At 70.9% G+C, this 23,956-nt stretch carries 24 protein-coding genes; 16 read left to right on the top strand and 8 right to left on the bottom strand.

Going from position 1 to position 23,956, the window contains the following annotated elements; all coding sequences use genetic code 11:
* Positions 1-150: 150 nt before the first annotated feature.
* A complete protein-coding gene (locus ACWEOZ_RS42435) occupies positions 151-633 on the bottom strand; it encodes an XdhC family protein (RefSeq protein ID WP_451916340.1) in 483 nt (160 codons plus the stop codon).
* 29 nt (positions 634-662) lie between these two features.
* Between ACWEOZ_RS42435 and dusB the strand changes: the two genes are divergently transcribed.
* Positions 663-1,817 carry a tRNA dihydrouridine synthase DusB gene (gene dusB / locus ACWEOZ_RS42430; RefSeq protein ID WP_451916339.1) on the top strand — a complete coding sequence of 385 codons (1,155 nt, stop codon included), beginning with the start codon at positions 663-665 and terminating at the stop codon, positions 1,815-1,817.
* A 3-nt stretch (positions 1,818-1,820) separates the two neighbouring features.
* Here the strand turns inward: dusB and ACWEOZ_RS42425 are convergent, their stop codons facing one another.
* Positions 1,821-2,231, bottom strand: coding sequence for a VOC family protein (locus ACWEOZ_RS42425; RefSeq protein WP_451916338.1), 411 nt, complete (start codon positions 2,229-2,231; stop codon positions 1,821-1,823).
* 64 nt (positions 2,232-2,295) lie between these two features.
* Between ACWEOZ_RS42425 and ACWEOZ_RS42420 the strand changes: the two genes are divergently transcribed.
* Together ACWEOZ_RS42420 and ACWEOZ_RS42415 are read left to right on the top strand one after the other, a co-directional pair.
* A complete protein-coding gene (locus ACWEOZ_RS42420; RefSeq protein WP_451916337.1) occupies positions 2,296-3,138 on the top strand; it encodes a helix-turn-helix transcriptional regulator in 843 nt (280 codons plus the stop codon).
* 68 nt (positions 3,139-3,206) lie between these two features.
* Positions 3,207-3,686 (top strand): G5 domain-containing protein, encoded by a 480-nt coding sequence (locus ACWEOZ_RS42415; protein ID WP_451916336.1) that lies wholly within the window; start codon positions 3,207-3,209, stop codon positions 3,684-3,686.
* Between the two features lie 61 nt (positions 3,687-3,747).
* Here the strand turns inward: ACWEOZ_RS42415 and ACWEOZ_RS42410 are convergent, their stop codons facing one another.
* The 5 genes from ACWEOZ_RS42410 to ACWEOZ_RS42390 form a co-directional block, all read right to left on the bottom strand.
* The gene (locus ACWEOZ_RS42410; protein WP_203771023.1) at positions 3,748-4,119 is read right to left on the bottom strand and encodes a hypothetical protein; all 372 of its coding nucleotides are present in this window, start codon (positions 4,117-4,119) and stop codon (positions 3,748-3,750) included.
* 26 nt (positions 4,120-4,145) lie between these two features.
* A complete protein-coding gene (locus ACWEOZ_RS42405) occupies positions 4,146-4,631 on the bottom strand; it encodes a roadblock/LC7 domain-containing protein (RefSeq protein WP_451916335.1) in 486 nt (161 codons plus the stop codon).
* Positions 4,632-4,682: 51 nt separating this feature from the next.
* Positions 4,683-5,702: a MarR family transcriptional regulator gene (locus ACWEOZ_RS42400; protein ID WP_451916334.1), complete on the bottom strand. Its 1,020-nt coding sequence runs from the start codon at positions 5,700-5,702 to the stop codon at positions 4,683-4,685.
* Between the two features lie 33 nt (positions 5,703-5,735).
* Positions 5,736-6,116: a hypothetical protein gene (locus ACWEOZ_RS42395; RefSeq protein WP_451916333.1), complete on the bottom strand. Its 381-nt coding sequence runs from the start codon at positions 6,114-6,116 to the stop codon at positions 5,736-5,738.
* Between the two features lie 202 nt (positions 6,117-6,318).
* Complete coding sequence (locus ACWEOZ_RS42390; protein WP_451916332.1) at positions 6,319-6,822, bottom strand: DUF4388 domain-containing protein; 504 nt, start codon at positions 6,820-6,822, stop codon at positions 6,319-6,321.
* Positions 6,823-6,985: 163 nt separating this feature from the next.
* Between ACWEOZ_RS42390 and ACWEOZ_RS42385 the strand changes: the two genes are divergently transcribed.
* Positions 6,986-7,348 (top strand): VOC family protein, encoded by a 363-nt coding sequence (locus tag ACWEOZ_RS42385; protein WP_451916331.1) that lies wholly within the window; start codon positions 6,986-6,988, stop codon positions 7,346-7,348.
* Here ACWEOZ_RS42385 and ACWEOZ_RS42380 read toward each other — a convergent pair.
* Positions 7,338-8,927, bottom strand: coding sequence for a methyl-accepting chemotaxis protein (locus ACWEOZ_RS42380; RefSeq protein ID WP_451916330.1), 1,590 nt, complete (start codon positions 8,925-8,927; stop codon positions 7,338-7,340). The two genes, ACWEOZ_RS42385 and ACWEOZ_RS42380, sit on opposite strands and share 11 nt — an antisense overlap.
* A gap of 44 nt (positions 8,928-8,971) precedes the next feature.
* Here ACWEOZ_RS42380 and ACWEOZ_RS42375 point away from each other — a divergent pair, with 44 nt between their 5' ends.
* From ACWEOZ_RS42375 to ACWEOZ_RS42320, 12 genes are all read left to right on the top strand, one after another.
* Positions 8,972-10,192 carry a deoxyguanosinetriphosphate triphosphohydrolase gene (locus tag ACWEOZ_RS42375; protein WP_451916329.1) on the top strand — a complete coding sequence of 407 codons (1,221 nt, stop codon included), beginning with the start codon at positions 8,972-8,974 and terminating at the stop codon, positions 10,190-10,192.
* A 19-nt stretch (positions 10,193-10,211) separates the two neighbouring features.
* A complete protein-coding gene (gene dnaG / locus ACWEOZ_RS42370) occupies positions 10,212-12,059 on the top strand; it encodes a DNA primase (protein WP_451916328.1) in 1,848 nt (615 codons plus the stop codon).
* Positions 12,056-12,589 carry a hypothetical protein gene (locus tag ACWEOZ_RS42365; protein WP_451916327.1) on the top strand — a complete coding sequence of 178 codons (534 nt, stop codon included), beginning with the start codon at positions 12,056-12,058 and terminating at the stop codon, positions 12,587-12,589. The genes dnaG and ACWEOZ_RS42365 overlap by 4 nt, the downstream gene beginning before the upstream one ends.
* Positions 12,590-12,621: 32 nt before the next feature.
* Positions 12,622-13,542 (top strand): ABC transporter ATP-binding protein, encoded by a 921-nt coding sequence (locus tag ACWEOZ_RS42360; protein ID WP_451916326.1) that lies wholly within the window; start codon positions 12,622-12,624, stop codon positions 13,540-13,542.
* 1 nt (position 13,543) lies between these two features.
* A complete protein-coding gene (locus ACWEOZ_RS42355; RefSeq protein ID WP_451916325.1) occupies positions 13,544-14,296 on the top strand; it encodes an ABC transporter permease in 753 nt (250 codons plus the stop codon).
* Between the two features lie 9 nt (positions 14,297-14,305).
* Positions 14,306-15,115, top strand: a complete 810-nt coding sequence (locus tag ACWEOZ_RS42350; protein ID WP_451916324.1) for an ABC transporter permease — start codon at positions 14,306-14,308, stop codon at positions 15,113-15,115.
* Between the two features lie 161 nt (positions 15,116-15,276).
* Positions 15,277-16,347 (top strand): YihY/virulence factor BrkB family protein, encoded by a 1,071-nt coding sequence (locus tag ACWEOZ_RS42345; RefSeq protein WP_451916323.1) that lies wholly within the window; start codon positions 15,277-15,279, stop codon positions 16,345-16,347.
* A 987-nt stretch (positions 16,348-17,334) separates the two neighbouring features.
* Positions 17,335-18,513, top strand: coding sequence for an ROK family protein (locus tag ACWEOZ_RS42340; RefSeq protein ID WP_451916322.1), 1,179 nt, complete (start codon positions 17,335-17,337; stop codon positions 18,511-18,513).
* On the top strand, positions 18,510-20,246 hold the full coding sequence (locus ACWEOZ_RS42335) for an ATP-binding cassette domain-containing protein (protein ID WP_451916321.1): 1,737 nt from the start codon (positions 18,510-18,512) through the stop codon (positions 20,244-20,246). The genes ACWEOZ_RS42340 and ACWEOZ_RS42335 overlap by 4 nt, the downstream gene beginning before the upstream one ends.
* Positions 20,243-21,325, top strand: coding sequence for an ABC transporter permease (locus tag ACWEOZ_RS42330; RefSeq protein WP_451916320.1), 1,083 nt, complete (start codon positions 20,243-20,245; stop codon positions 21,323-21,325). The genes ACWEOZ_RS42335 and ACWEOZ_RS42330 overlap by 4 nt, the downstream gene beginning before the upstream one ends.
* Before the next feature lie 59 nt (positions 21,326-21,384).
* Positions 21,385-22,428 (top strand): substrate-binding domain-containing protein, encoded by a 1,044-nt coding sequence (locus tag ACWEOZ_RS42325; protein WP_451916319.1) that lies wholly within the window; start codon positions 21,385-21,387, stop codon positions 22,426-22,428.
* A gap of 34 nt (positions 22,429-22,462) precedes the next feature.
* Entirely contained in the window at positions 22,463-23,647 is a 1,185-nt protein-coding gene (locus ACWEOZ_RS42320; protein WP_360548712.1) for a Gfo/Idh/MocA family protein, read from the top strand.
* Positions 23,648-23,956: the final 309 nt, after the last annotated feature.

Genomic DNA, 23,956 nt, shown 5'->3' with positions numbered 1-23,956 from the left:
AGGCGTCTGCCATGCAGGGTCAGCCGGGCATTACGGTGGGCCATGAAGACCTCCGGTCTCGGTGGAAGCGTCGCAACTCCCACCTCGCCGGAGGTCTTCTCACATTCCAAGCCGCCACGCCGTACTCAACAACGGTCATGGGCACTACATCTAGAAGGCGAAACCGCCCGGTCGGTCGTTGCGGTCGGCGATCAGGCCGGCCAGGGTGGCCACGGCGATCTCGGCCGGGGTACGGCTGCCGATGTTCAACCCGATCGGGCGGTGCACCCGGGCGATGTCCTCGTCGCCGACCCCCAGCTCTTTCAGCGCCGCGATGTGCGGGCCCTCGTGTTTGGGGTTGCCCATGATGCCCACCCAGCGCGGCTCGCCGGCCAGCACCTCCTTGAGCACGGCGCCGATCTCCGGCCGGTGGTGATCGGTCAGCACCACGTCGGTGTGCTCGTCGATGCCGGCCCCGGCCAGGTCGGCCACGTACGTGTCGCCGTGCGGCCGCGGCGGGCCGAGCAGCCGGGTCGGGTCCGGCTCGACCAGGATCGACTGGAAACCCAGCTCGATGCCGAACCGCAGCAGCACCTCGGCGACCGGCGAGGAGAAGACGGCGACCAGCCGCCGGGGGCTCTGTTCCACGTCCACGTTTTGACTCTGCCAGATGGTCGTGTGCCATGCTCGATGACGTGACTCTCGCTCTTTCCGCCGCTCCGCTGACCCTGGGCAAGCACCAGGTGTGGCCGCCGGTCGTGCTCGCGCCGATGGCCGGCATCACCAACGTCGCGTTCCGTAAGCTCTGCCGCGAGCAGGGCGGCGGCGTCTACGTCTGCGAGATGATCACCACCCGGGCGCTGGTCGAGCGGATCCCCAAGACGCTCAAGATGATCGCCTTCGGCCCGGACGAGGACTTCCGCAGCCTGCAGCTCTACGGCGTGGACCCGGACGTGACCGCCGCGGCCGTGCGGATGGTCGCCGAGGAGGGCCTGGCCGACCACATCGACCTCAACTTCGGCTGCCCGGTGCCCAAGGTCACCCGCCGCGGCGGCGGCAGCGCCCTGCCCTGGCGGCGCAAGCTGTTCGGCCGCCTGGTCAAGCAGGCCGTCGACGCGGCCGCCCCGGCCGGCATCCCGCTGACGATCAAGATGCGCAAGGGCATCGACGAGGACCACCTGACCTACGTCGAGGCCGGGCTGATCGCGCAGGAGGCCGGCGTGGCGGCGGTCGCGCTGCACGCCCGTACGGCGGAGCAGCGCTACTCGGGCACCGCCGACTGGGACGCGATCGCCACCCTCAAGCAGGCGCTCGACGTGCCGGTGCTGGGCAACGGCGACATCTGGGAGGCTTCGGACGCGATCCGCATGGTCGAGCAGACCGGCGTCGACGGCGTCGTCGTGGGCCGCGGCTGCCTGGGCCGGCCGTGGCTGTTCAAGGACCTGCAGGCGGCGTTCAACGGTGAGGTGTCGCAGGAGCTGCCCAAGCTGGGCGAGGTCGCGGCGATCATGTCCCGGCACGCGCACCTGCTGGTCGAGGCGCTGGAGGACGAGCGGCACGGCTGCGCCGACTTCCGCAAGCACGTGGCCTGGTATCTGAAGGGCTTCCCGGTCGGCGGGGACCTGCGCCGCTCGCTGGCGATGGTCAAGTCGCTGGCCGAGCTCGACGACCTGCTGGCCAAGCTCGACCACGAGGAGCCGTTCCCCCGGGAGTCGCTGGGCCAGCCCCGCGGCCGGATCAACGCCCCGGGCAAGGTGTCGCTGCCGTACGGCTGGCTGGACAGCCGCGACGACGACACCGTCCCGGAAGGCGCCGAGATGGAGAACAGCGGCGGCTGACGCTCACCCGTGGTGGCAGACGGCCTCCAGGTTGATGCCGTGCGGATCGAGCACGAAACCGCCGTAGTAGTCGGCGTGGTATTCGGGACGCACGTCCGGCGCCAGCAGCGATGACGCACCGGCGGCCAGCGCCGCCCGGTAGAAGGTGGTCACGTCCTCGCGGGTGTCGACGGTGAAGGCCAGGTGCATGTTCGTCCCGACCGTGCCGCCGTCGATGAGCCAGAAGTACGGCTTGACGTCGGCCAGCCCGAAGCCGGTCATGGCGGTCGGCTGGTTCGGCGTCGCGTTCGGCGGGATCTGCAGCATCTTGGTGATGCCGATGCTGGCCAGCACGGGCTCGTAGAAGGCCACGGCCGCGGCCAGGTCCGGCACGGCGAGGTTGAGATGGTCGATACGGGATCCGGATCGGTTCATGACCGCATCGTGGCAGCGGTAGCGGACACCGAATGGCCGCTACCTGCGTGAGCTGGGCTATCCCGTGTCCGCGGTCGAGGGCCCCGACGGTGGCTACCAGCTCGGCCCGGGCCGCAAGCTGCCGCCGCTTCTGCTCGACGACGAGCAGGCCATCGCCGTCGCGGTCGCCCTGCAGACGGCGCCGGCCAGTGTGACCGGCATCGACGACGCCGTGGCCCGCGCCCTGACCGCCATCAAGAACGTCATGCCGGCGCACGTGCGCGCCGAGGCCGAGGCGATGCACCTGACGGCCATCCGTAATGCCTGGGACTTCGCCGCCCCGCCGATCGCCTCGGACACGCTCAAGGCTGTCGGGTACGCGGTCCGGGCCGGCCAGCTGCTGTACTTCGAGTACCTCACCGCCGACGGGCACCGCCTGCAGCCGGGCGAACCGGGCTTCGCGCCCGCCCGGCGGGTCGAGCCGCACCACCTGGTCACCTGGGCCGGCCGCTGGTATCTCGTCGCCTACGAGCCGGCCGGCGAACGCTGGACCGTCCTGCGCGTCGACCGGATCCACCCGCAGGCCGCGACCGGGATCCCGTTCCGGCGCCGGGAGCTGCCCGAGCGCAGTGTGGCCCGCTACGTCATGCGCACTTACGACCGCGGTGACACCCCGGCCCGCTGGCAGTGCCTCGGCGTCGTGCTCATTGAACTGCCCGCGGAGGTGGTGGCCCGCTGGGCGCCCGGTGGGTCGGTCATCGAGTACGTCGAGCCGGCCCGTACCCGTCTCACGCTGGGCGCCTGGTCCTGGGCCGGGATCGCCGGCCTGCTCGCCACCTTCGACGCCGACCTGACCGTCGTCGAACCGGACGACCTCAAAGCGGCCTGCCGGGCCATCGCCGACCGGTACCGCAGAGCCGGGCAGTAGCCCCCTGGCCCGCCCGGAACGCCCGAATGGCTGATTCCGGGCGGGAACCGGACGCCCAGACTGTGCGAGTGAAATTTCAGACCTGGACCCGGCTCGGCCCCGCCCAGAAGGCCGGCATTGTCGTCGCGGCCGTGGTGGTGCCCGTGGCTGCCGTACTGGCGGTGATCGGTGCCGCCGGCGGCGACTCGGCCCCGCCCGCGGCCACCCCGGAACGCCAGCCGGCCGCCTCCGCCCCGGCGGTCGCCTCGGCCTCGGCCCCGGCCCCGGTGGCCGGGAAGTCGCCCGGGATCAGCAAGCGCAAGGTCACCGAGACCGAGCCGATCAAGTTCAAGTCGCGCACGGTCAAGGACAACTGGCTGCCCAAGGGCACCCGCGAACCGCGCACCGCCGGTATCGACGGGGTACGGACCAAGACGTACGAGGTGACCCTGGTCGACGGCCGCGAGACCAAGCGCAAGCTGCTCAAGTCCGAGGTGACCCGCGAAGCGGTGCCCGAGGTGGTCGCGATCGGCACCAACACCGGCCCGGACGACAACGCCAACGGCTGACCGCCGTCCGGCACGACGAACGGGGAGGACGCCCGGCGCCCTCCCCGTGTCCGTGACCGGCTCAGACGTCGAGGTCGTTCTCGATGCGCTTGAGCTGGTGGCGGGCCATCGCCAGGTTGGAGCGGTCCCGGCGCAGGGCCACGTACAAGAACAGGCCCTTGCCCGAACGGCTGGTCAGCGGCCGGATCAGGTGGTACTGGCTGTCCAGCGTGATGAGGATGTCCTCGATCTTCTCGGTGATGTTGAGCATCTCCATCGCCCGCAGCTTGGCCCGGACCACGTCGGTGTTGCCGGCCGCCGCGACCGTCAGGTCGAGCTCCTTGCCGCCGCCGACGGTGCCCAGGGCCATGCCGCTGGTGTGGTCGACCAGCGCGACACCGACAGCGCCGTCGATGTCCATGATCTCTTTCAGTGCGGTGTCCATGTCAGCCATGGTTGTTTCCTCTTTCGTAAGGGTGGTCAGCCGGCTTGCCGGCCGCGGAAGGTGCTCTGCAGGGTGGCCATCGGCGTACGCCGGGCCAGCGGTGTGGACGGCCCCATCTGCGTCGGGATCTCGGGGCGCTGCGGGGCCGGCGCCTCCAGGACGAGGATCTTCACCAGTCGCCGTACGGCCCGGCGCGCCTCGAGGTGCACCATGGCAAGGTTGGCGTTGCCGGACGTGACGAGGGTCAGCAGGGCGTTCGGGCCCGCGGTGTACGAGGTGATGTAGCCGCCGTCGCATTCCACCACCGACTCGCGCAGCTCACCGTGGTTGACGGCGTGCGCGAAGCGCCGGGCGAGGGCCAGGTGGGCGGCGGCCAGGGCGGCGAGGCTGTCCGGTTCGATGCCGTGCGCGTCGTGCGCGACCACCATGCCGTCGGCGGTGGCGAGGACACTGCCGGAGAGCTCAGGCAACCGGGAGCGCAGATTGCCGAGTTCCGTCAGTACCGCGGGATCCACCGTCATCCTGGGTCTCTCCTTCCTGGTCGGGCCGTACCGGTGGGGGAGGGGCCCGGGTCATCGCAGGGCCCGCAGCGCGGTGCGGATCCGTTTCAGCAGCACCTCGTCGGTGCCGGTGTGCAGGTGGCCGGTGTCCGCGGCGACGTCTTTGGGCAGCTTCGCCCCGGGTTTGCGGCGGGCCAGCCGCGGTGGCCGGTCCGGTCCGGGCGTCGCGGCCGGGCCGGTCCCCAGGGACGGGCCGGGCGGATCGCCCGAGGCCGGAGCCGGTCGCGGCCCGGTGACGATGGGTACGGTCGGACTGTCCGCGGACGACAGCACCGGCCGGTGTACGTCCACAGCGGTCCCGCGCGCGCGTGGCAGCCGTACGAAATCGGGTTTGTCGGTGTCCGGCCCGCGGACCTCGGGCCGCTCGATCAGGCCGAGTGCCGCCAGCCGGCGCAGCTCCTGGATCGTCGCGTAGCCGGCCCGGCCCAGCAGCTGGGCCAGGTCCGCCGGGGTGCGCTGGCCGTCGGCGTGCACCAGCAGTTCCCACTGCGCCGCGGTGAGCGTCACCCGTTCGACCGGCGGGCGCGGCACCGGGATGACCGCCGCCGTGTCGAGCTGCGGATGCGGGTAGATCTCGTCCAGCAGCCGCGCGCGCCGGCGGGCCTCGCGGGCGACCGCCGCCGGATCGACCCGCACGATCGGACCCAGCCAGTGCGCGGCCCCGTCCAGGAAGTCGACCGGCGCCGAGGCGGGGGACAGCGCGAAGTAGGCCGCGTCGTAGGTCGCGCCCAGCACGCACAGCTCCAGCTCGCCCTGGGTCAGGTGGCCCTGGTCGAGCAGCAGCCGCCCGACCTGTGCGCGGGAGGTGCCGGCGTCCAGCGCGGCCTGCCAGGTACGCGCGGCCAGCCGGCCGGAGGCGGTCAGGAGCTCGCCGACGCCCGGCGCGGCCGCCGACTCGGCGTAGCTGACCTGACCCTCGATGAGGTAGACCGTGCCGCCGGGGTGGCCGCCGACCACGAGTGCGCCGGTCTGCCGCTCGCCCGCTGCCTGCGTGAGCAGGCGCCCGGGCGCAGCGGTCTTCGAGGGCTTCACCGTCACTCCTTCTCACCGGGTCGGTGCGCGACATCAGGTCGTCACGAGTTCATCGGCGAGGGTCTGCATGCGCCGCCGGGCCACGGCGAGGTTGCCGCGGATCCGGTCCAGCCACACGTAGAGCACCAGCCGGCTGTCGAAATCGGTCTGGACGAGCCGCAGCAGGTGGTAGCCCCCCGCGGTCGTGATGATCAGGTCCTCGAGCAGGTCGTGCGGTACCGCCGAGACGAACAGCGATCTGCTCTGGGCGGCCTGCACGACGTCCGCCGTGCCCGCCGCCGCTGCGTCGTGGTCGGAGTTGGGTGCGGCTCCGGTCGTCGCGACCGGGAAGCCGGTGGTGTAGTCGACGATGCTGGCGCCGATCGCGCCCGGTATCGCCATGGCCTCCTGCAGGCAGTTCTCAACCCCGGGCACATCTCTCCTCAGCCGAGTGATGTTCCCGCCGTTCGCCGTGCCCGGCCGCTGGCGGGACTGCCGGGCTTCGTTGCCGCGGCCGGCCGGGGTGGTGCTGGGTGTGGCCGGCCCGGATCTTGTCGTCCGCGCCGTCACAATGGGCCATCCTGCGGCCACCCCGGCAGCGGCGGTCGCACCCGGTGTGCGTCATCGCCATCGGCGTTCATCTTGTTGTTGTCACGCGGGGGCGGGTCCGCCGGGCGGGCCGCAGCCGGTGCGGCGCGGGCCGGGTGTAGAGCCGCTTGGCGGCCTGCGTACCGAGCGAGCCGAGCTCGATCGGGGCCACCGCGCCGAACCAGTGCCGCTCGCCCGGCACGAACCGCATGGGCGCCCGGTCACTGCCCTGCAGCAGCGCGTGGGTGGCCGCGGTGATCGCGGCGACGACCCGGCAGGCCAGCTCGTGGTGGCCGAGGTGACCGTCGCGCACGAGCGCCCGGCCGACGGTCCCGGTGCGGCGGCCGGCCGCGTACGCGGACTGCCACGTCGCCGCGGCCAGCCGTCCGGAGGTGACCAGCCGCTCGCCGATGCCCGGGCAGGCCGCCGACTCGGCATGGGTGATCCGGCCGGCGACCAGGTAGATCACCCCGCCGGGGGCACCGCCGACGTGCAGGGCCCCGGTACGCCCGGACTCGGCCAGGTTGGTGAGCAGGCGGCGCAGTGCGTTCACGGTGGGCTCTCCTCCGGCCGACCAGGCATCGACCTTTCAGTGGAGTCTCGGCCGCCGTTCGGCAGGGGGTCGCACGGGCGGTGCGTTGTTCCGATCGTGGCCGCGCGGACGCGTGCGCGTAACATCATCGCCACTTTCGATGGCGTCACGTGAAGGAGTGCCGATGCCCAGTCAGTGGGAGCAGGTCGTTGTCGACGCGGAGGATCCCGCCCGGCTGGCCCGCTGGTGGGCGGAAGCTCTCGGTTACCAGATCGTGCACGAGGAGCCCGGCGAGGTGGAGATCCGGCGCACCCCGGAGACCATGCCCGGCCTGCTGTTCACGCCGGTGCCCGAAGCCAAGAAGGGCAAGAACCGCCTGCACCTGGACCTGCGGCCGGACGACCAGGAGGCCGAGGTCGAGCGCCTGGTCGACATGGGCGCCCGGCCGGTCGACATCGGCCAGCACGAGGTGAGCTGGGTGGTGCTGGCCGACCCGGAGGGCAACGAGTTCTGCGTGCTCTCCTCGCGCAAGCCGGCTAGTACGTGAACTGAGCGATCAGTCCCTGGATCTCGCCGGCGGCGGCGCTGACCCGCTCGGCCGAGCGCCGGGTGGTGTTGGCCCCGTCGGCGGTCGCCCCGGTGGACGCGGTGATGTTCGTGACCGTGCCACTGATCTCGGTGGCCGCGGTGGAGACCTCACTGACGTTGCGGGCCATCAGCTCGGTGGTCGCGGACTGCTCCTCCACCGCTGCGGCGATGGTCCGCTGGCCGTCGTCGATCCGGGTGATGACTCCGGCGATGGTGTCGATGGCTCCGGCCGTACGGGTGGTCATGTCCTGGATCGCACCGATCTTGGCAGTGATGTCGCTGGTCGCCCGCGCGGTCTCCTGGGCCAGGTCCTTGACCTCCGAGGCGACGACGGCGAAGCCCTTGCCGGCGTCGCCGGCCCGGGCGGCCTCGATGGTGGCGTTCAGCGCCAGCAGATTGGTCTGCTCGGCGATGGCGGTGATCAGCCGGACGATGTCGCCGATCTCCCGGCTGGCGTCGCTGAGCGTGGCCACCAGTGCGGTCGTGGTGGTGGCGTTCTCGCTGGCGGCGGCCGTGGTGGTGGCGGCGTCGCCGGTCTGCCGGGCGATCTCGCGGATGGAGGCGGACAGCTCCTCGGTCGCCGCCATCATGTCGGTGACGGAATGTGACACCTGTCGGGCGGCGTTGTCCGCGTTGCGGGCCTGCCCCGAGGTCTGCTCGGCCGAAGCGTCGAGCTGACCGGCCAGGTCGCGCAGGTCCCCGCTGGCCGAGGTGAGCGCCCCGGCGCTGGCCGCCGTGGCGGCCACGGTGGACCGGATCGCGCGCAGCGCCCGGTTCAAGGCCTCGGCCATCTCGCCCAGCTCGTCGCGGCGCACGACCTCCACCTCGACGGTCAGGTCGCGGCCGGCGGCCGCCCGCAGTGCGGTGACCATCTGACGCAGCGGACGGCGCACGGCCCGCACGGTGAACATCGCGGCCGCCGCGGTGAGCAGCACGCCGGCCAGGCCGGCGGTCATGATGAGCCAGCCACTGGTACGGCCGGAGTCGTCGCCCGCCCTCGCTGCATCCTGCACTGCCTGCAGCATGTCGTCGTCGATGGTGCCGAGCCCCTCCTCCAGCTGCCCGAAACTCTCCAGGAACCGCGGCAGCTGGGCGACGGCCGCGGCGTGGTCGCGCTCGGCCAGCGCGACCAGGCTCTTGGCCGACTCCCCGTACGCCACCACGGCCGGGCGGACCCGGGCGTACTCGGCGGTCAGCCGGTCGGGCGCCTGCGTCGAGGCCGCGTCGTACTTGGTCACCAGCGTCGTCGCGTGCTCGCCGACCTCCGCCACGGCATAGGCCTCACGCTGGGCCGGCGTGGTCGCGTAGAGCGCCGACATGACGTCGGCGCGCAGGCCGTCGTGCATCATGTCCGCGTTCCACTGGCTGCTCATGCCGTCACTGATCGCCGCGATCTCGTTGGTGGCGTCGGCCTGGTTCGCCGATCCCCACTCCGCGGTGAGACCGACCAGCGCCACCGAGGCGACGCCTATCCCGGCCATCAGGATCAGCCGCGCGACGATGGTGAACCGGGACCTGGTGTGCGAATCGGACTCCACACCAATCGCATCGGCCGACGGGACGGACGCCTTAGGGTGGGGACATGACGGACGGCGATGCCCACCGCTGGGTGCGCGAGCCCGCCAAGGACAGTGGCTACGGGCGCACCCAGTACGAGCGCGACCGGGCCCGCGTCCTGCACTCGGCCGGTTTCCGCCGGCTCGCCGCCAAGACCCAGGTGCACACGGCCGGCTCCGACGACTTCCTGCGTACCCGGCTCACCCACTCGCTGGAGGTCGCTCAGATCTCCCGCGAGATGGGCGCCCGGCTCGGCTGCGACCCGGATGTGGTGGACGTGGCCGGGCTGGCCCACGACATCGGGCACCCGCCCTTCGGGCACAACGGCGAGGCCGCGCTCAACGAGGCCGCCGAGGCCTGCGGCGGCTTCGAGGGCAATGCGCAGACCCTGCGCGTGCTCACCCGGCTGGAGGCCAAAGTCGACGGCGCCGGCCTCAACCTGACCCGCGCCTCGCTCGACGCGAGCTGCAAATATCCCTGGCCGCGCCGGCCCGGCCGGCGCAAGTTCGGGGTGTACGACGACGACCGCCCGGTCTTCGACTGGATCCGCAGCTCCGCCCCGGACGGCGAACGACAGTGCCTGGAGGCCCAGGTCATGGACTGGGCGGACGACGTGGCCTACTCCGTGCACGACGTCGAGGACGGCGTGCACGGCCGCTACCTGTCGCTCGCCCCGCTGCTGCACGACGCCGGCGAACGCGCCGAGCTGTGCGCCGACGTGGCCGCCACCTATTCGGACGAGACCCCCGAAGCCCTGGGTGAGGCGCTGCGGCTGCTGCTCGCCGACGAGGTCGTGACCGCCGTCGCCGGCTACGACGGCGGCTACCGGTCCCAGGTCGCCCTCAAACGGATGACCAGCGTGCTGACCGGCCGCTTCGTCTCCTCGGCGGTCGGCGCGACGAACAGCCGGCACGGCTCCCGCCCGGTCCGCCGCTACGACGTCGACCTGGTCGTGCCGCGCACGGTCCGTAACCAGTGCGCCCTGCTGAAGGGCATGGCGTTGCGGTACGTGATGCGCGCCCGCGCGGCCGAGGACTGGTACGAACGCCAGCGCGAGATCCTCGTCGAGCTGGTCGCCGTGCTGGGCGAGCGGGCCCCGGACCACCTCGACCCGATGTTCGCCGAGCTGTGGAAGGCCGCGGGGACGGACGCGGCCCGGCTGCGGGTGGTCGTCGACCAGGTCGCGTCGCTGACCGACCCGGCGGCCGTCGCCTGGCACCGGACCCTGATGGCAGCGGGCCGGTGACGCGAGGCAGTATGGAGCCGTGGCGGGCAGGGTCAAGGACGAGGACATCGCGTTGGTCCGCGACCGGACCTCGATAGCGGACATCATCAACGAGACAGTGACGCTGCGCTCGGCGGGCGGCGGCAACCTCAAGGGGCTGTGCCCCTTCCACGACGAGAAGACCCCGTCGTTCACGGTGTCGCCTGCCCGAAATGTCTATTTTTGTCATGGCTGCGGGGCCGGCGGCGACGCCATCAAGTTCCTGATGGACGCCGAGCACCTGACCTTCCTCGAGTCCGTCGAGCGGCTGGCCGGCCGGGCCGGCATCCAGCTGCGCTACGACGAGTCCGGGTTCAAGAGCGAGGGCCCGCGCCCGCAGCCCGGCCAGAAGCAGCGCCTGATCGCCGCGCACGCCGCCGCCGCCGCGTTCTACGCCGAGCAGCTCAGCACCCCCGGCGCCCGCAAGGCCCGGGAGTTCCTGGCTCAGCGTGGCTTCGGCCGCGACGCCGCCGAGAAGTACGGCTGCGGCTTCGCCCCCGACGGCTGGGACCTGCTCGCCAAGCACCTGCGGCAGAAGGGGTTCACCGCCGAGGAGCTGACCGTCGGCGGGCTGGCCAAGCCGGCCCGTTCCGGCTCGCTCATCGACCGGTTCCGCCGCCGCCTGCTCTGGCCGATCCGGGACCTGACCGGCGACGTGATCGGCTTCGGCGCGCGCAAGCTGTTCGACGACGACGACGGCCCGAAATACCTGAACACCCCGGAGTCGCCGCTCTACAAGAAGTCCCACGTGCTCTACGGCATCGACCACGCCAAGCGGGAGATGGCCAAGCAGGGCCGTGCGGTCATCGTCGAGGGCTACACCGACGTGATGGCCTGCCACGAGGCCGGCGAGCCGACCGCCGTGGCCACCTGCGGCACCGCCTTCGGCATCGACCACATCGGCGTGCTGCGGCGGCTGCTGATGGACAGCGACAGCTTCACCGGCGAGATCATCTACACGTTCGACGGGGATGCGGCCGGGCAGAAGGCGGCGCTGCGGGCGTTCGAGGAGGACCAGCGTTTCGTCGGGCGCACCTTCATCGCCGTCAGCCCGGACAACATGGACCCGTGCGAGCTGCGGCTGGCCCGCGGCGACCTGGCCGTCCGCGACATGATCGCGAGCCGGGAGCCGCTGGTCGACTTCGCGCTGCGGCAGACCCTGTCCCGCTTCGACCTCGACACGGTCGAGGGCCGGGTCGAGGCGATGCGCCGGGCCGCGCCCCTGGTGGCCAAGATCAAGGACCGGGAGAAGCGTCCCGAGTACGCCCGCAAGCTCGCCGGTGACCTCGGGATGGATCTGGAGCCGGTGCAGCGGGCCGTGGCCGCGGCATCGTCGCCGGAGCAGTCCGGTGCGCCCACCCCGCGCAAGCCGGCCGACAGCCCGCAGCGCCTGGTGGAACGCGAGGCCCTGAAGCTGGCCCTGCAGTGTCCGGTGCTCGCCGGCCCGATGTTCGACGCGCTCGGCCCGGAGTGTTACGGCGACCCGGTGTTCCAGGGCATCCGCAAGGCGATCGCGGCGGCCGGGGGCACCGCGTCGGCCACCGGCGGCGCCGGCTGGATCGAGGCGGTCCGCGACCTGTGCGACGACCTGGGCGGCAAGGCCCTGGTCGGCGAGCTGGCGGTGGTGCCGCTGCACGTCGACGGCGAGGCCGATCTGCGGTACGTGCAGGTGACGCTGGCCCGGTTGCAGGTCGGCGCGGTCACCACCCGGATCAAGGAACTGAAGTCCAAGGTGCAGCGGATCAATCCGGTCGCGCACAAGGACGAGTATCTGGCTCTCGCCGGAGAGCTCTTCTCGCTCGAACAGCACGCTCGCGCCTTGCGCGACCAGGCGGCAGGTGGATTGTGAGTCTCTTTCGTCGGCGTCCGAAGCTCCCCGCCGCGCTGCGGCCGGCCCTCGAGGCGGAGGAACGCGTCCTGGCGTGGGCCTTCGTCGGTGACCCGGGTGGTGAGCAGGTGCTGGTCGCGACCAACCGCGGCCTGTGGCTGCCCGGTGGCGAGCGGCTCGGCTGGCACGAGATCCACAAGGTGGCCTGGTCGGGGCGCGAGCTGCTGATCACCCCGGCCGAGGTGGCTCAGGAGCGGGACGGATACACGGTGCAGATCGACGCGCCGGTGCGGGGTTTCCTGCTGCTGGAGCCCGGTGAGCTGCCGGATCAGGTGCGCACCCGGGTGACCCGCTCGGTGGCGTACACGTCGCACCACCCGCTGCCGCCCAACGGCGGGGTCCGGGTGGTCGGCCGCCGGGTGAGCGGGGTGGACGGGCTGAGCTGGGCGGTGCGGTACGACGCCCGGACGGCCGTGGACGCCGAGCCGATCATCGAGGTCACCGACCAGCTCGTCGGTTCGGCGCGGGACGCGACCACCCCGTCGCTCTGATTTTGTCGGACCCCTTCACTAGGGTCGGCCGGGTGACGCTCATTCACGCCCGCGGGCTGGTCAAGAGGTTCGAGGGGTTCACCGCGGTCGACGGCATCGATGTCGACGTGCGCCGGGGGGAGGCGTTCGGCTTCCTCGGTCCCAACGGCGCGGGCAAGAGCTCCACCATGCGCATGATCGGCTGTGTCTCCCCGCCGACCGACGGTGTGCTGCGCATCCTCGACATGGACCCGCGGCGCGACGGCCCGGCGATCCGGGCCCGCCTCGGCGTCTGCCCCCAGCTCGACAACCTCGATCTCGAGCTGACCGTCCGGGAAAACCTGACCACGTACGCCCGCTTCTTCGGCATCCCGCGCAAGGTGGCCCGGGCCCGGGCCGCCGAGCTGCTCGACTTCGTCCAGCTCACCGAGCGGGCCGACAGCAAGGTCGAGCCGCTGTCCGGCGGCATGAAACGCCGGCTGACGATCGCCCGGGCGCTGGTCAACGAGCCCGAGATCGTCTTGCTCGACGAGCCCACCACCGGCCTCGACCCGCAGGCCCGCCACCTGGTGTGGGAGCGGCTGTTCCGGCTCAAGCAGCAGGGCGTGACGCTGGTGCTCACCACCCACTACATGGACGAGGCCGAGCAGCTCTGCGACCGCCTGGTGGTGATGGACGGCGGCAAGATCGTGGCCGAGGGTTCCCCGCGCGACCTGATCGAGCAGTATTCGACCCGCGAGGTCGTCGAGCTGCGGTTCAACGCCGAGTCCCAGGAGGTCTTCGCGGACAAGCTGGCCGGGGTCGGCCGGCGGCTGGAGGTCCTGCCCGACCGCATCCTGCTCTACGTGACCTACGGCGACGACGCCGTGGCCGAGGTGCAGCGCCGGGCGCTGAGCCCGGCCAGCGTGCTGGTGCGCCGCAGCAGCCTGGAGGACGTCTTCCTGCACCTCACCGGCCGGACGCTGGTGGACTGAGATGACCCGCTACGTCCTGGAGTATCACCTCGTCAGCTATCGCCGCATCTGGCGGTCCAGCGTGCTGTCCTCCTTCGTGCTGCCGCTGCTCACCATGCTGGGCTTCGGGGTCGGCGTCGGCGCGTACGTCACCGGCGGCGTCGAGGGAGTGCCCTACCTGGACTGGATGGTGCCGGGCCTGATCGCCTCCACCGCCATGCAGGTGGCGATCGGCGACTCGACCTGGCCGGTGCTGGGCGGCTTCGAGTGGCAGCGGATCTACTTCGGTCAGGCGGCCGCCCCGCTGCGCGTCGCCGACATCCTCGACGGGCATCTCGCCTTCGTCGTCTTCCGCACGCTGATCAGCTGCGCGGCGTTCCTGGCCATCGCCACGGCATTCGGCACGATGCATTCCTGGTGGGCGCTGCTGACGCTGCCGATCGCCGCGCTGGTCGGCCTGGCCGTGGCCACCCCCGCGTTCGCTTACGCGGCGACGGTCCGCATCGACAGTTACCTGGCGGTGCTGTTCCGGCTCGGGGTGATCCCGATGTCGCTGTTCTCCGGCGTGTTCTTCCCGGTCGAGTCGCTGCCCGGGCTGCTGCGCTGGATCGCGTACGCGTTGCCCCTGTGGCACGGCGTCGACCTGAGCCGGGCCGCCACGCTGGGTGTCGCTCCGGCCTGGTCGCCGGTCGGGCACGTGCTCTATCTGGCCCTGTGGGCGGGTGCCGGCTGGCTGCTGGCCTACCGGGCGTTCCGCCGCCGGCTCGTGGTGTGAGGGGCTGACATGCTGACTCTGGTCCTGCCGCGGCTGATCTCGTTCGAGGGCGCCGGCCGGCGTTCGGCGTCCGTGGTCGAGCGCAACGTGACGACGCTGCAACCGTCGTACTGGCTGGTGATGGCCTCGGGCTTCATCGAGCCGATCCTCTACCTGTTCTCGATCGGCGTCGGAGTGGGCGCGCTGGTCGGCGACCTGACCCTGCCCGACGGCCGGGTGATCGGTTATGCGGCGTTCGTCGCCCCGGCCATGCTGGCGTCGTCGTCGATGAGCGGGGCGCTGTCGGAGACGACCTTCAACTTCTTCGGCAAGATGAAATTCATGAAGCTGTACGACGGGATGCTGGCCACCCCGCTACGGCCGATCGAGATCGCGCTGGGCGAGCTGGCCTGGGCGATGATCCGCGGCAACATCTACGCCGCGGCGTTCCTGGTGGTCATGGTGGCGATGGGCCTGACCACGCCGGGCCTGGCGGTGGCCGCGTTCGGGGCGGCTGTGCTGGTCGGCTTCGCGTTCGGCGGCACGGGGATGGCGCTGTCCACGTTCATGCGCAGCTGGCAGGACTTCGACCTGGTGGCGTCGGTCCAGTTCGCGCTGTTCCTGTTCTCCGGCACGTTCGTCCCGGCGCAGGCCTATCCGGCGGTGCTGCGCTGGGTTGTCGAGGTGACCCCGCTGTACCGCTCGGTCGACCTGATCCGCGCCATCACCACCGGCGAGGTCGGCTGGCTGCAGGCGCTCGACGTGCTCTATCTGCTGGCCCTGTTCGCGCTCGGCCTGGCCGTGGCGGGCCGCCGGATGGGCAAGCTGCTCTGCCGGTAGCCGGGCCGGAAGCTGAAAGGTGGCTGAGATCAGGTGATTAGACGGGCATAACACCGGGCAACACCCCAGCTGAGGTCGTCTTTCGTGCGCGGTGTGTCTCCGGGGCACGAGGGCGGAAGCCGACCGAACGGACACTGCCGCAGCGCCCGGAGGGACCCGTCATGAAGCTTCACAAAGACAACGACACGAAGAGCGAGGCCGAAGACAGAGCCCGCCACGACGTCGCGACGACCAAGACGGGGGAGGACAGGGACAACGACCTGTCGGCTCCGAGCCCCGACGAGGGCCCCGACAACCCGGCGAAGCTCAAGGGCAAGGGCATCTTCGCGGCGCTCAAGCGCACCTTCAAGCAGTTCTCCGAGGACAACGTCACGGACTGGGCCGCGGCGCTGACCTACTACGGCGTCCTGTCCATCTTCCCCGGCGTGCTGGTGCTGGTGTCGATCCTGGGCATGCTCAGCGACAACGGCCAGAAGACGGTGCAGGACACCGTCAGCGAGATCGCGCCGACCCAGATCAAGGACCTCCTGGACCAGGTGCTGAACCAGGTCTCCGACCCGGGCACGGCCGGCTTCGCCGCGATCCTCGGTATCGCGACGGCGTTCTGGTCGGCGTCCGGCTACATCGGTGCGTTCATGCGCGCCTCGAACGCGATCTACGACGTCCCCGAGGGCCGCCCGATCTGGAAGACCCTGCCGATCCGCCTCGGCGTCACCGCGATCGTCGGCCTGATGCTGATCCTGTCGGCCGTCATCGTGGTCTTCACCGGCGACCTGGCCCAGGCGGTCGGCGACACCATCGGCCTGGGTTCGGCCGCCGTGACCACCTGGAACATCGCCAAGTGGCCCGTCCTGATCATCCTGGTCAGCCTGATGTTCGCGATCCTCTACTGGGCGTCCCCGAACGCGAAGACCGGCGGCTTCCGCTGGGTCAGCCCCGGCGGCATCTTCGCCGTCGTGATCTGGCTGATCGCCTCCGGAGCCTTCGCCCTGTACCTGGCGAACTTCGCCAACTACAACAAGACGTACGGCACCCTGGGCGGCGTGATCGCCTTCCTGGTCTGGCTGTGGATCTCGAACATCGCCATCATGCTGGGCGCCGAACTGGACGCCGAACTCGAACGAGGCCGGGCGATCGCCGCAGGCCACCCGGCCGACGACGAACCCTTCCTCCAGCTCCGCGACGACCGCAAGCTCAAGAAGGGCAGCGAAAAGGGTCTGAGCACCAACTGACCTTCGCCCTTACGCCGAACCGACGGCCGCGACCCCGATCCCGGGTGCGCGGCCGTCGGCCTGTCCGGGATGCAGTCAGTCGCTGGATGTCGTAGCTGGTCGGATGATGCCAGCCGTCCTCACTCCGAGGCCGGTCGGCCCGGCGCTTCGTAGCCGAGCACCGGACGTGCCGGATCCCTACCTCCTCCCACCGGCGCTCGTCTCACACGCCGTGGGTCACTGTGGTTCCAGGTCTTGGTAGTGATTGGCCCTTATAGCGGCCAATTTCTGAGATCCAGGGGGCGCTGGTGGGGACGGGTCGTGAGAGGGCTGGTGCGCAGACCCCGCCTTTGCACTGGTCCGTCGGACCCGCACGTGCTTGCCGCGATTCCTTGCGTGCCAAACGGGCCAGCCGCGAATCGTCCGCGTTGGGCTCGCGTCCCGCGCATCCTCCGTGTCCAGCGTCTGGGCCGCGCTTTCATGCATCGCGTCGTGCCTCGAGCCCCGTGCCTGGGTCCCGCGTCCTGCCCGCGCCTGGGTTCCGCCTCCTGCCGCGCCACGGGTCCGCGCCCTGCCTGTACTTCGGGTCCCGCGTCTTCGGTCCGGCGGCCTCGGGTCCCGCGCCTCGGGTCCCGAGCTTGGGGTTCCGCGTCTCGGATCTCGCGTCTGCATAGGCGCCTCGGGTCCCGCGCCTCGGGTCCCGCGCCTCGGGTCCCGCGCCTCGGGTCCCGCGCCTCGGGTCTCACGCCCGGCCGGCCCGCATGCCAGGGTCTCGTCCTTGCCCACCCAAGACCCCCTCATCCCGCGGCGTCGAGGCAGCGTTCTGTGCGTCGACGGGCACGCTCCGGATGGCTTACTGTCCAGGGCGGTGGATGCAGTTACTTTTGAATCAGGCGACAAAAGTTTGTGGTGATCATCGAGAAGGTATGGACGAGCCCACCGGAAGGGCCCTAGTGTGACGGTCGTGACACCGTCCCGTTTCGGCGGTGTGAACGGCCGGAGGTGCCCGTGCATGTCGTCGACGCCCCCCATTTGCGCTTGTTGCGCTTGTTGCGGGACGAGGGTCCGATCTCTCGGGCCGAGCTCGGTGATCGGCTCGATCTGACCCGTCCCCGACTGCTCGCCGAGGTGGAGCGGCTCGTCGCCGCGGGCTACATCGCGGAGGCCGGGATGGCCGCTTCGCGGGGTGGCCGGCGTTCCACTCTGGTCGAGTTGCAGCCGCGACTTCGGTTCGCCGCTGTTGATCTCGGCGCCAGCTCCATCGATGTCGAGGTCACCAACGGGCGGCTCGAGCCCGTCGCGGCGTACCGCGAGAGCGCTGACATCCGGTCCGGGCCGAAGGTCATCCTGCACCGGGTCAACGAGCTGCTCGCCAAGGCCCGCACCGACGGCGCTTTCGATCGGCTCGATGCCGTCGGCATCGGGGTGCCCGGGCCGGTGAGTTTCCGGGACGGGGTGCCGGTGTCGCCGCCGATCATGCCCGGCTGGGACCGCTACCCGGTCCGTGAGCTGCTCGCCCGCGAGCACGGGTGCCCGGCCGTCGTGGACAACGACGTCAACATCATGGCCATCGGGGAGCGGCACGGCGGGGTCGCCCACTCTGTGGACGACTTCCTCTTCGTCAAGATCGGTACGGGCATAGGCTGCGGCATCCACCTCGGCGGCGGTGTCTACCGGGGTGTCGACGGCTGCGCGGGCGACATCGGCCACATCCAGGTCGACGCGCACGGGCCGATGTGTTCCTGCGGCAACGCCGGTTGCCTCGAAGCGTTGTTCAGCGGTGCCGCCCTGGCCCGCGATGCCGGTGCGGCGGCCCGCAGCGGTGAGTCCCCGGCGCTGGCCGAGCGGCTCTCAATGAACGGTGAGATCGGCGCCCGGGATGTGGCCGACGGTGCCGCGGAGGGCGACGTCACCTGTATCCGGCTGATCCGCGACGGTGGTCGCCGGGTCGGTGCGACGCTGGCCACGCTGGTGAGCTTCGCGAACCCGTCGATGATCGTCATCGGGGGCGGGCTCGCCCAGCTCGGCCACATCCTGCTCGCCGAGATCCGCAGCGTGGTCTACCGGCGCTCGCTGCCGCTGGCCACCGGCAATCTTCCGGTGGTGCTCAGCGAGCTCGGCGCCCGCGCGGGCGTCAGCGGCGCGGCCGTCCTGGCCAGCGACACGGCCTTCGAGCAGGCGTCATGACCGCCTCCGAACCGGCCCGCGACGACCGGCCCACCGCAGTTCCGGCGCCAGAGACACCGGCCACCGGAAGTCCGGCCAACGCAAGCAACGCCACCGAAAGCGCCGAGACCCGAAACACGGCCGCCGGAAGCACGCCCGCCGGAAACACGGCGACCGAAAGGCCAGCGACCGGAAGCCCGGCCGCCCCGGGAAGCCCGGCCGGCACCGGGCAGCGCGACGGCATCGGCGAGGTCGTCCTCCGCCTGGACGGCGTGGTCAAGACCTTCCCCGGCGTCCGCGCCCTCGACGGCGTCCAGCTCGAGGTCCGGGCCGGTGAGGTCCACTGCCTGCTCGGCCAGAACGGCGCCGGCAAGTCCACCCTCATCAAGGTGCTCGCCGGGGTGCACCACGCCGACGAGGGCAGCATCACCTGGCTGGGGGAGCCGTTCGCCCCGGCCAGTCCGCAGGCCGCCATGCGGGCCGGGATCGCCACCATCTACCAGGAGCTCGACCTCGTCGACGACCTTTCCGTCGCGGAGAACGCCTTCCTGGGTCACGAGGAGAGCCGCGCCGGTTTCCTGCGGCGGGGTTCCACCGCGCACCGGACGAAGCAGATTCTGGCCCGGCTCGGCCACGATCACATCTCTCCGCGCCGCCTGGTCCGGTCGCTGCCCGCGGCCGGCAAGCAGATCGTCAGCATGGCCCGTGCGCTCTCGCACGACGCCCGGCTGATCGTCATGGACGAGCCCAGCGCTGTGCTTGCTCATGACGAGGTCGAGAACCTCTTCCGGATCATCCGCGAGCTGACCGCGCAGGGCATCGCCGTCATCTACATCTCGCACCGGCTGGAGGAGATCCGCGACATCGGCGACCGGGTCACCGTGCTCAAGGACGGCCGTACCACCGCCGCCAATCTGCCCGCCCGCAGCACGCCGACGCGGGAGCTGGTCAGCCGGATGACCGGGCGGACCATCGAGTACGTCTTCCCGCCGCGCGAGGTCAAGACCGGCACCACGCCGCTGTTGCAGGTGGAGGGGCTGACCCGGGCCGGTGAGTTCGCCGACGCGTCGCTGACCGTCAAGGCGGGGGAGATCGTCGGGATCGCCGGGCTGGTCGGGTCGGGGCGTTCGGAGCTGCTCGAGACGATCTTCGGGGCGCGGCGGGCGGACAGCGGCACTGTCACGCTCAACGGTAAGCGGATCACGTCGATCGGGGGCGCGGTCCGGGCCGGCATGGGCATGGCCCCGGAGGAGCGCAAGAGCCAGGCTCTGCTGCTGGACGAGCCGATCTACCGGAACATGACGCTGGCCACCTTCAGCGGTTACGCCCGCGGTGGTTTCACCGATGTCGGCAAGGAACGCTCCGCCTCGGCGGAGACCGCCGACGCGCTGGAGTTGCGTCCGCGGGATGTGAGCCGGCCGGTGCGCACGCTCTCCGGTGGCAACCAGCAGAAGGTCGTCGTCGGCCGGTGGCTGCTCGGCGGGACCAAGCTGTTGCTGCTCGACGAGCCGACCCGGGGCGTGGACGTCGGCGCGCGGGCCGAGCTTTACCAGGTCATTGCGGATCTTGCCGCCCGTGGGGTGGGTGTGCTGCTGGTCTCCAGCGAGGTCCCCGAGGTGCTCGGTCTGGCCGACCGGGTGCTGGTCATGCGCGAGGGGCACCTCATCCACGAGGCGCCCGCGAGCGAGATCGACGAAGCCACTGTTCTTGATCTCGTCATGGCGGGATCTCTGATGGAAGGGGAGCCGGCATGACCGATCAGACGACCAAGGCGAGCCTGCCGGCGCAGAGTCCGCCGGTCGAGCCGCCACCGCCGGCCGCCGACAAGGGGCGGTCGCCGGGCAACTGGCTCAAGGGCGACGGCGCCGAGCCGCTGCGCCGCAATCTCGGCCTCGTCGGTGTCCTGGTGGTCCTGGTGATCATCGGCATCATCACCCGGCCGGAGCTGTACGGCGACGGCACCTGGGTCAAGAACAACACCTTCACGATCCTGCAGCAGGCCTCCGCGATCGGCGTGGTGACCGTCGGCATGACGTTCGTGATCATCGGTGGCGGCATCGACCTGTCGGTGGGTGCGATCATCGCGGTGGCCGGCGTCTGGTCGACGACCCTGGCGACGCAGAGCTACGGCGCCATCGGCATGATCTTCACCGCCCTGGTGGTCGGCATCGTGGTCGGGCTGATCAACGGCGTGCTGATCTCGTACGGGCGGCTGGTGCCCTTCATCGCGACCCTGGCCATGATGGTGGCGGCCCGCGGCGTGGCGGCGCAGATCTCCGGCAAGCAGACCCAGGTGTCGGCCAACACCACGATCAACGACATCGCCAGCACCCGGTTCCTCGGCATCCCGCTGCTGGTCTACATCCTGGCGCTGGTCGTGGCCGCGGGCTGGGTGCTGCTGAACCGCACCACCTTCGGCCGCCGCACGGTGGCCGTCGGTGGCAACCCGGAGGCGGCCCGGCTGGCCGGCATCAACGTCAAGTTCCACACGCTGCTGCTGTACGCGTTGTCCGGTCTCTGCTGCGGCATCGCGGCGATCATGCTGACGTCCCAGGCGACCAGTGCCCAGGCCGCCATGGCGAACCTGTACGAACTGGACGCGATCGCCGCGGCGATCATCGGTGGCACGCTGCTCAGCGGCGGCCGCGGCACCATCATCGGCGCGCTCTTCGGCGTGCTGGTGTTCTCCACCATCACCAACCTTTTTGCGATCAACAACCTCCCCACCGAGGTCCAGAACATGGTCAAGGGCGGCATCATCGTCGCGGCCGTGCTGGTCCAGCAGTTCCGTTACAAGTCATTCACTCAACTCCTGGGTCGTACCAAGAGCTGACCTACCCCACAAACCCCACGGCGACCGGTGACGGCCGCCCGGTCACCCCTGGAGAAAACATGTCGAACTTGTCCCGCCGCCGCATCCTCTTCGGTGGCGCCGCGGTCGGCGCCGGCGCCCTGCTCACCGCCTGCACCAGCAACACGCCGCAGGAGAACACCCAGGTCAACACCGGTAACGAGGACTCCAACCCGAACGCCGCCCCGGGCACCAAGGTGGTCATCGGCTTCTCCGCGCCGGCCGCCGACCACGGCTGGATCGCGGCCATCACCAACAACGCCAAGGCCCAGGCGCAGGCGTACAAGGACGTGGAGCTGCGCGCCGTCGAGGCCGGTGCGGACGCCGCGGCCCAGCGGGCGGCGCTGGCCACGCTGATCGCGCAGAAGCCGAACGTCCTGGTGATGCTGCCGCACGACGGCAAGGAGCTCAACGCCACCGGCCTGGAAGCGATGAAGGCCGGCATCCCCGTGGTCAACCTGGACCGGGCCTTCCCGGACCGGGCCGCGTACCGGCTGCAGATCAAGGGCGACAACTTCGGCATGGGCATCGCCGCCGGCACCTACATCGGCCAGCAGCTCAAGGCCAAGGGCGTCACCAACCCGATCATCGGGGAGATTCCCGGCATCGACTCGCTGGAGCTGACCCAGGAGCGGTCGAAGGGCTTCGTCGAGGCGCTGGCCACCTTCGGGTTCAAGGTCGCCAACCGGCGCCCGGCGGACTTCACCGCCGACGGCGGCCAGCGGGCCGCGACCGACCTGCTCCAGGCGCTGCCCAAGATGGACGCTGTCTGGAATCACGACGACGACCAGGGCATCGGCGTGCTGGCGGCGATCAACCAGGCCAGCCGCAAGGAGTTCTTCATGGTCGGCGGCGCCGGCTCGAAGGCGGCCATGGACGCGATCGCGGCCGACAACAGCCCGCTCAAGGCGACGGTGACCTACAGCCCGTCGATGGCCTCGTCGGCGATCTCGCTGGCCCGGTTGATCGGCCAGAACAAGGGCATGTCGGACCTGGTGGAGCTGCAGGTCCCCAAGGAGATCACCCTCGCCTCCGAGACGATCACCAAGGAGAACGCCGCCCAGTACGCCAAGCTCGGCTTCTGAGCGGTCCGTCCACTTCGGCGTAGAAGGAGATCACATGGGGCAGCTGCGGGTCGGCATGGTCGGGTACGCGTTCATGGGCGCCGCGCATTCACAGGCATGGCGCACCGTGAACCACGCCTTCGACCTGCCGCTGTCGGCACGGATGTCGGTCGTCTGCGGCCGCGACGAGGACAAGGTCGCGGCCGCGGCGGCCAAGCTCGGCTGGGAGGGGCACGCCACCGACTGGCGTGCGGTCGTCGAACGTGACGACATCGACCTGGTCGACATCTGCACGCCGGGCGACACCCACCGCGAGATCGCGCTGGCCGCGCTGGCCGCGGGCAAGCACGTGCTGTGCGAGAAACCGCTGGCCAACTCGGTGGCCGAGGCCCGCGAGATGGCCGCGGCCGCGGCCCAGGCCCAGACCCGGGGGGTACGGGCGATGTGCGCGTTCAACTATCGCCGGGTCCCGGCGGTGGCGCTGATGCGGCAGCTCGTGGCCGACGGCCGGATCGGCACCATCCGTCACGTGCGGGCGGTCTATCTGCAGGACTGGATCGTCGACCCGGAGTTCCCGCTGGTGTGGCGGCTGCGCCGGGACGTGGCCGGCTCGGGCGCGCTGGGCGACATCGGCGCCCACATCGTCGACCTGACCCAGTACGTCACCGGCCAGTCGATCACCGGGGTGAGCGCGCTGACCGAGACCTTCGTGAAGGAGCGGCCGCTGCCCACCGCGGCGGCCGGGCTGTCGGCGGAGGGCAACGGCAGTTCGGGCCGCGGTCAGGTGACCGTGGATGACGCGGCGCTGTTCCTGGCCCGGCTGGACGGGGGAGCGGTGGCCACGTACGAGGCGACCCGCTTCGCCACCGGCCGCAAGAACGGGCTGCGGGTGGAGCTGAACGGCTCGCTGGGTTCGCTGGTGTTCGACTTCGAGCGGATGAACGAGCTGCAGTTCTACGACGCCGCGCTGCCCAGTGCGGAGCAGGGCTTCAGCCGGATCCTGGTGACCGAGCCGGACCACCCGTACATGGCGGCGTGGTGGCCGGCGGGTCACCCGATCGGTTACGAGCACACCTTCACCCACGAGATGCGGGACCTGATCGAGGCGATCGCCACCGGACAGGACCCGACGCCCTCGTTCGCCGACGCGTTGCAGGTGCAGCTCGTCCTCGACGCGGTGGAGCGCTCGGCCGCCGCGTCGTCCTGGGTGGACGTGGAGGCCGTGCTGGCCGGGGTGTGAACCAGACCTCCGCCGTGCGCCGCGAGGGACGAACCGGTTGCGCCCCGGGTCGTCGGGCGGGCGACGGAACGGCTGTCCGGCATCGACCGTCCGGGTTCCCGGCCGGTGCCGGACAGCCGGGGGACATCCGCACGTGTGATCGTTCCGTGCGTGTCCAAGTGTGCATTTGATGCACAGATAACGCTCTCTTCGATGGTGTGTCAGCTTGCCGTCGGAAGGGTCCACAGGCAGGTCATGGTGGGCGGGGGGGTGGGGGCGCGCGGGGGTCCCCCCCCCATTGTGTGTTTTTTTTTGGCCGGGCGCGCCGCG

The organism is Actinoplanes sp. NPDC004185, from assembly GCF_053603475.1.
Note: the sequence above shows the minus strand (reverse complement) of the source record. Positions and strands in the feature narration are given on the sequence as shown.

What these genes read in the sequence shown, in the direction of transcription:
- ACWEOZ_RS42355 (WP_451916325.1), top strand. Translation starts at nt 13,544, where the DNA reads ATGACCCGCTACGTCCTGGAGTATCACCTCGTCAGCTATCGCCGCATC.
- ACWEOZ_RS42405 (WP_451916335.1), bottom strand. Translation starts at nt 4,631, where the DNA reads ATGACGGTGGATCCCGCGGTACTGACGGAACTCGGCAATCTGCGCTCC.
- ACWEOZ_RS42330 (WP_451916320.1), top strand. Translation starts at nt 20,243, where the DNA reads ATGACCGATCAGACGACCAAGGCGAGCCTGCCGGCGCAGAGTCCGCCG.
- ACWEOZ_RS42320 (WP_360548712.1), top strand. Translation starts at nt 22,463, where the DNA reads ATGGGGCAGCTGCGGGTCGGCATGGTCGGGTACGCGTTCATGGGCGCC.
- ACWEOZ_RS42385 (WP_451916331.1), top strand. Translation starts at nt 6,986, where the DNA reads ATGCCCAGTCAGTGGGAGCAGGTCGTTGTCGACGCGGAGGATCCCGCC.
- ACWEOZ_RS42335 (WP_451916321.1), top strand. Translation starts at nt 18,510, where the DNA reads ATGACCGCCTCCGAACCGGCCCGCGACGACCGGCCCACCGCAGTTCCG.
- ACWEOZ_RS42345 (WP_451916323.1), top strand. Translation starts at nt 15,277, where the DNA reads ATGAAGCTTCACAAAGACAACGACACGAAGAGCGAGGCCGAAGACAGA.
- dusB (WP_451916339.1), top strand. Translation starts at nt 663, where the DNA reads ATGCTCGATGACGTGACTCTCGCTCTTTCCGCCGCTCCGCTGACCCTG.
- ACWEOZ_RS42410 (WP_203771023.1), bottom strand. Translation starts at nt 4,119, where the DNA reads ATGGCTGACATGGACACCGCACTGAAAGAGATCATGGACATCGACGGC.
- ACWEOZ_RS42425 (WP_451916338.1), bottom strand. Translation starts at nt 2,231, where the DNA reads ATGAACCGATCCGGATCCCGTATCGACCATCTCAACCTCGCCGTGCCG.
- ACWEOZ_RS42375 (WP_451916329.1), top strand. Translation starts at nt 8,972, where the DNA reads ATGACGGACGGCGATGCCCACCGCTGGGTGCGCGAGCCCGCCAAGGAC.
- ACWEOZ_RS42325 (WP_451916319.1), top strand. Translation starts at nt 21,385, where the DNA reads ATGTCGAACTTGTCCCGCCGCCGCATCCTCTTCGGTGGCGCCGCGGTC.
- ACWEOZ_RS42350 (WP_451916324.1), top strand. Translation starts at nt 14,306, where the DNA reads ATGCTGACTCTGGTCCTGCCGCGGCTGATCTCGTTCGAGGGCGCCGGC.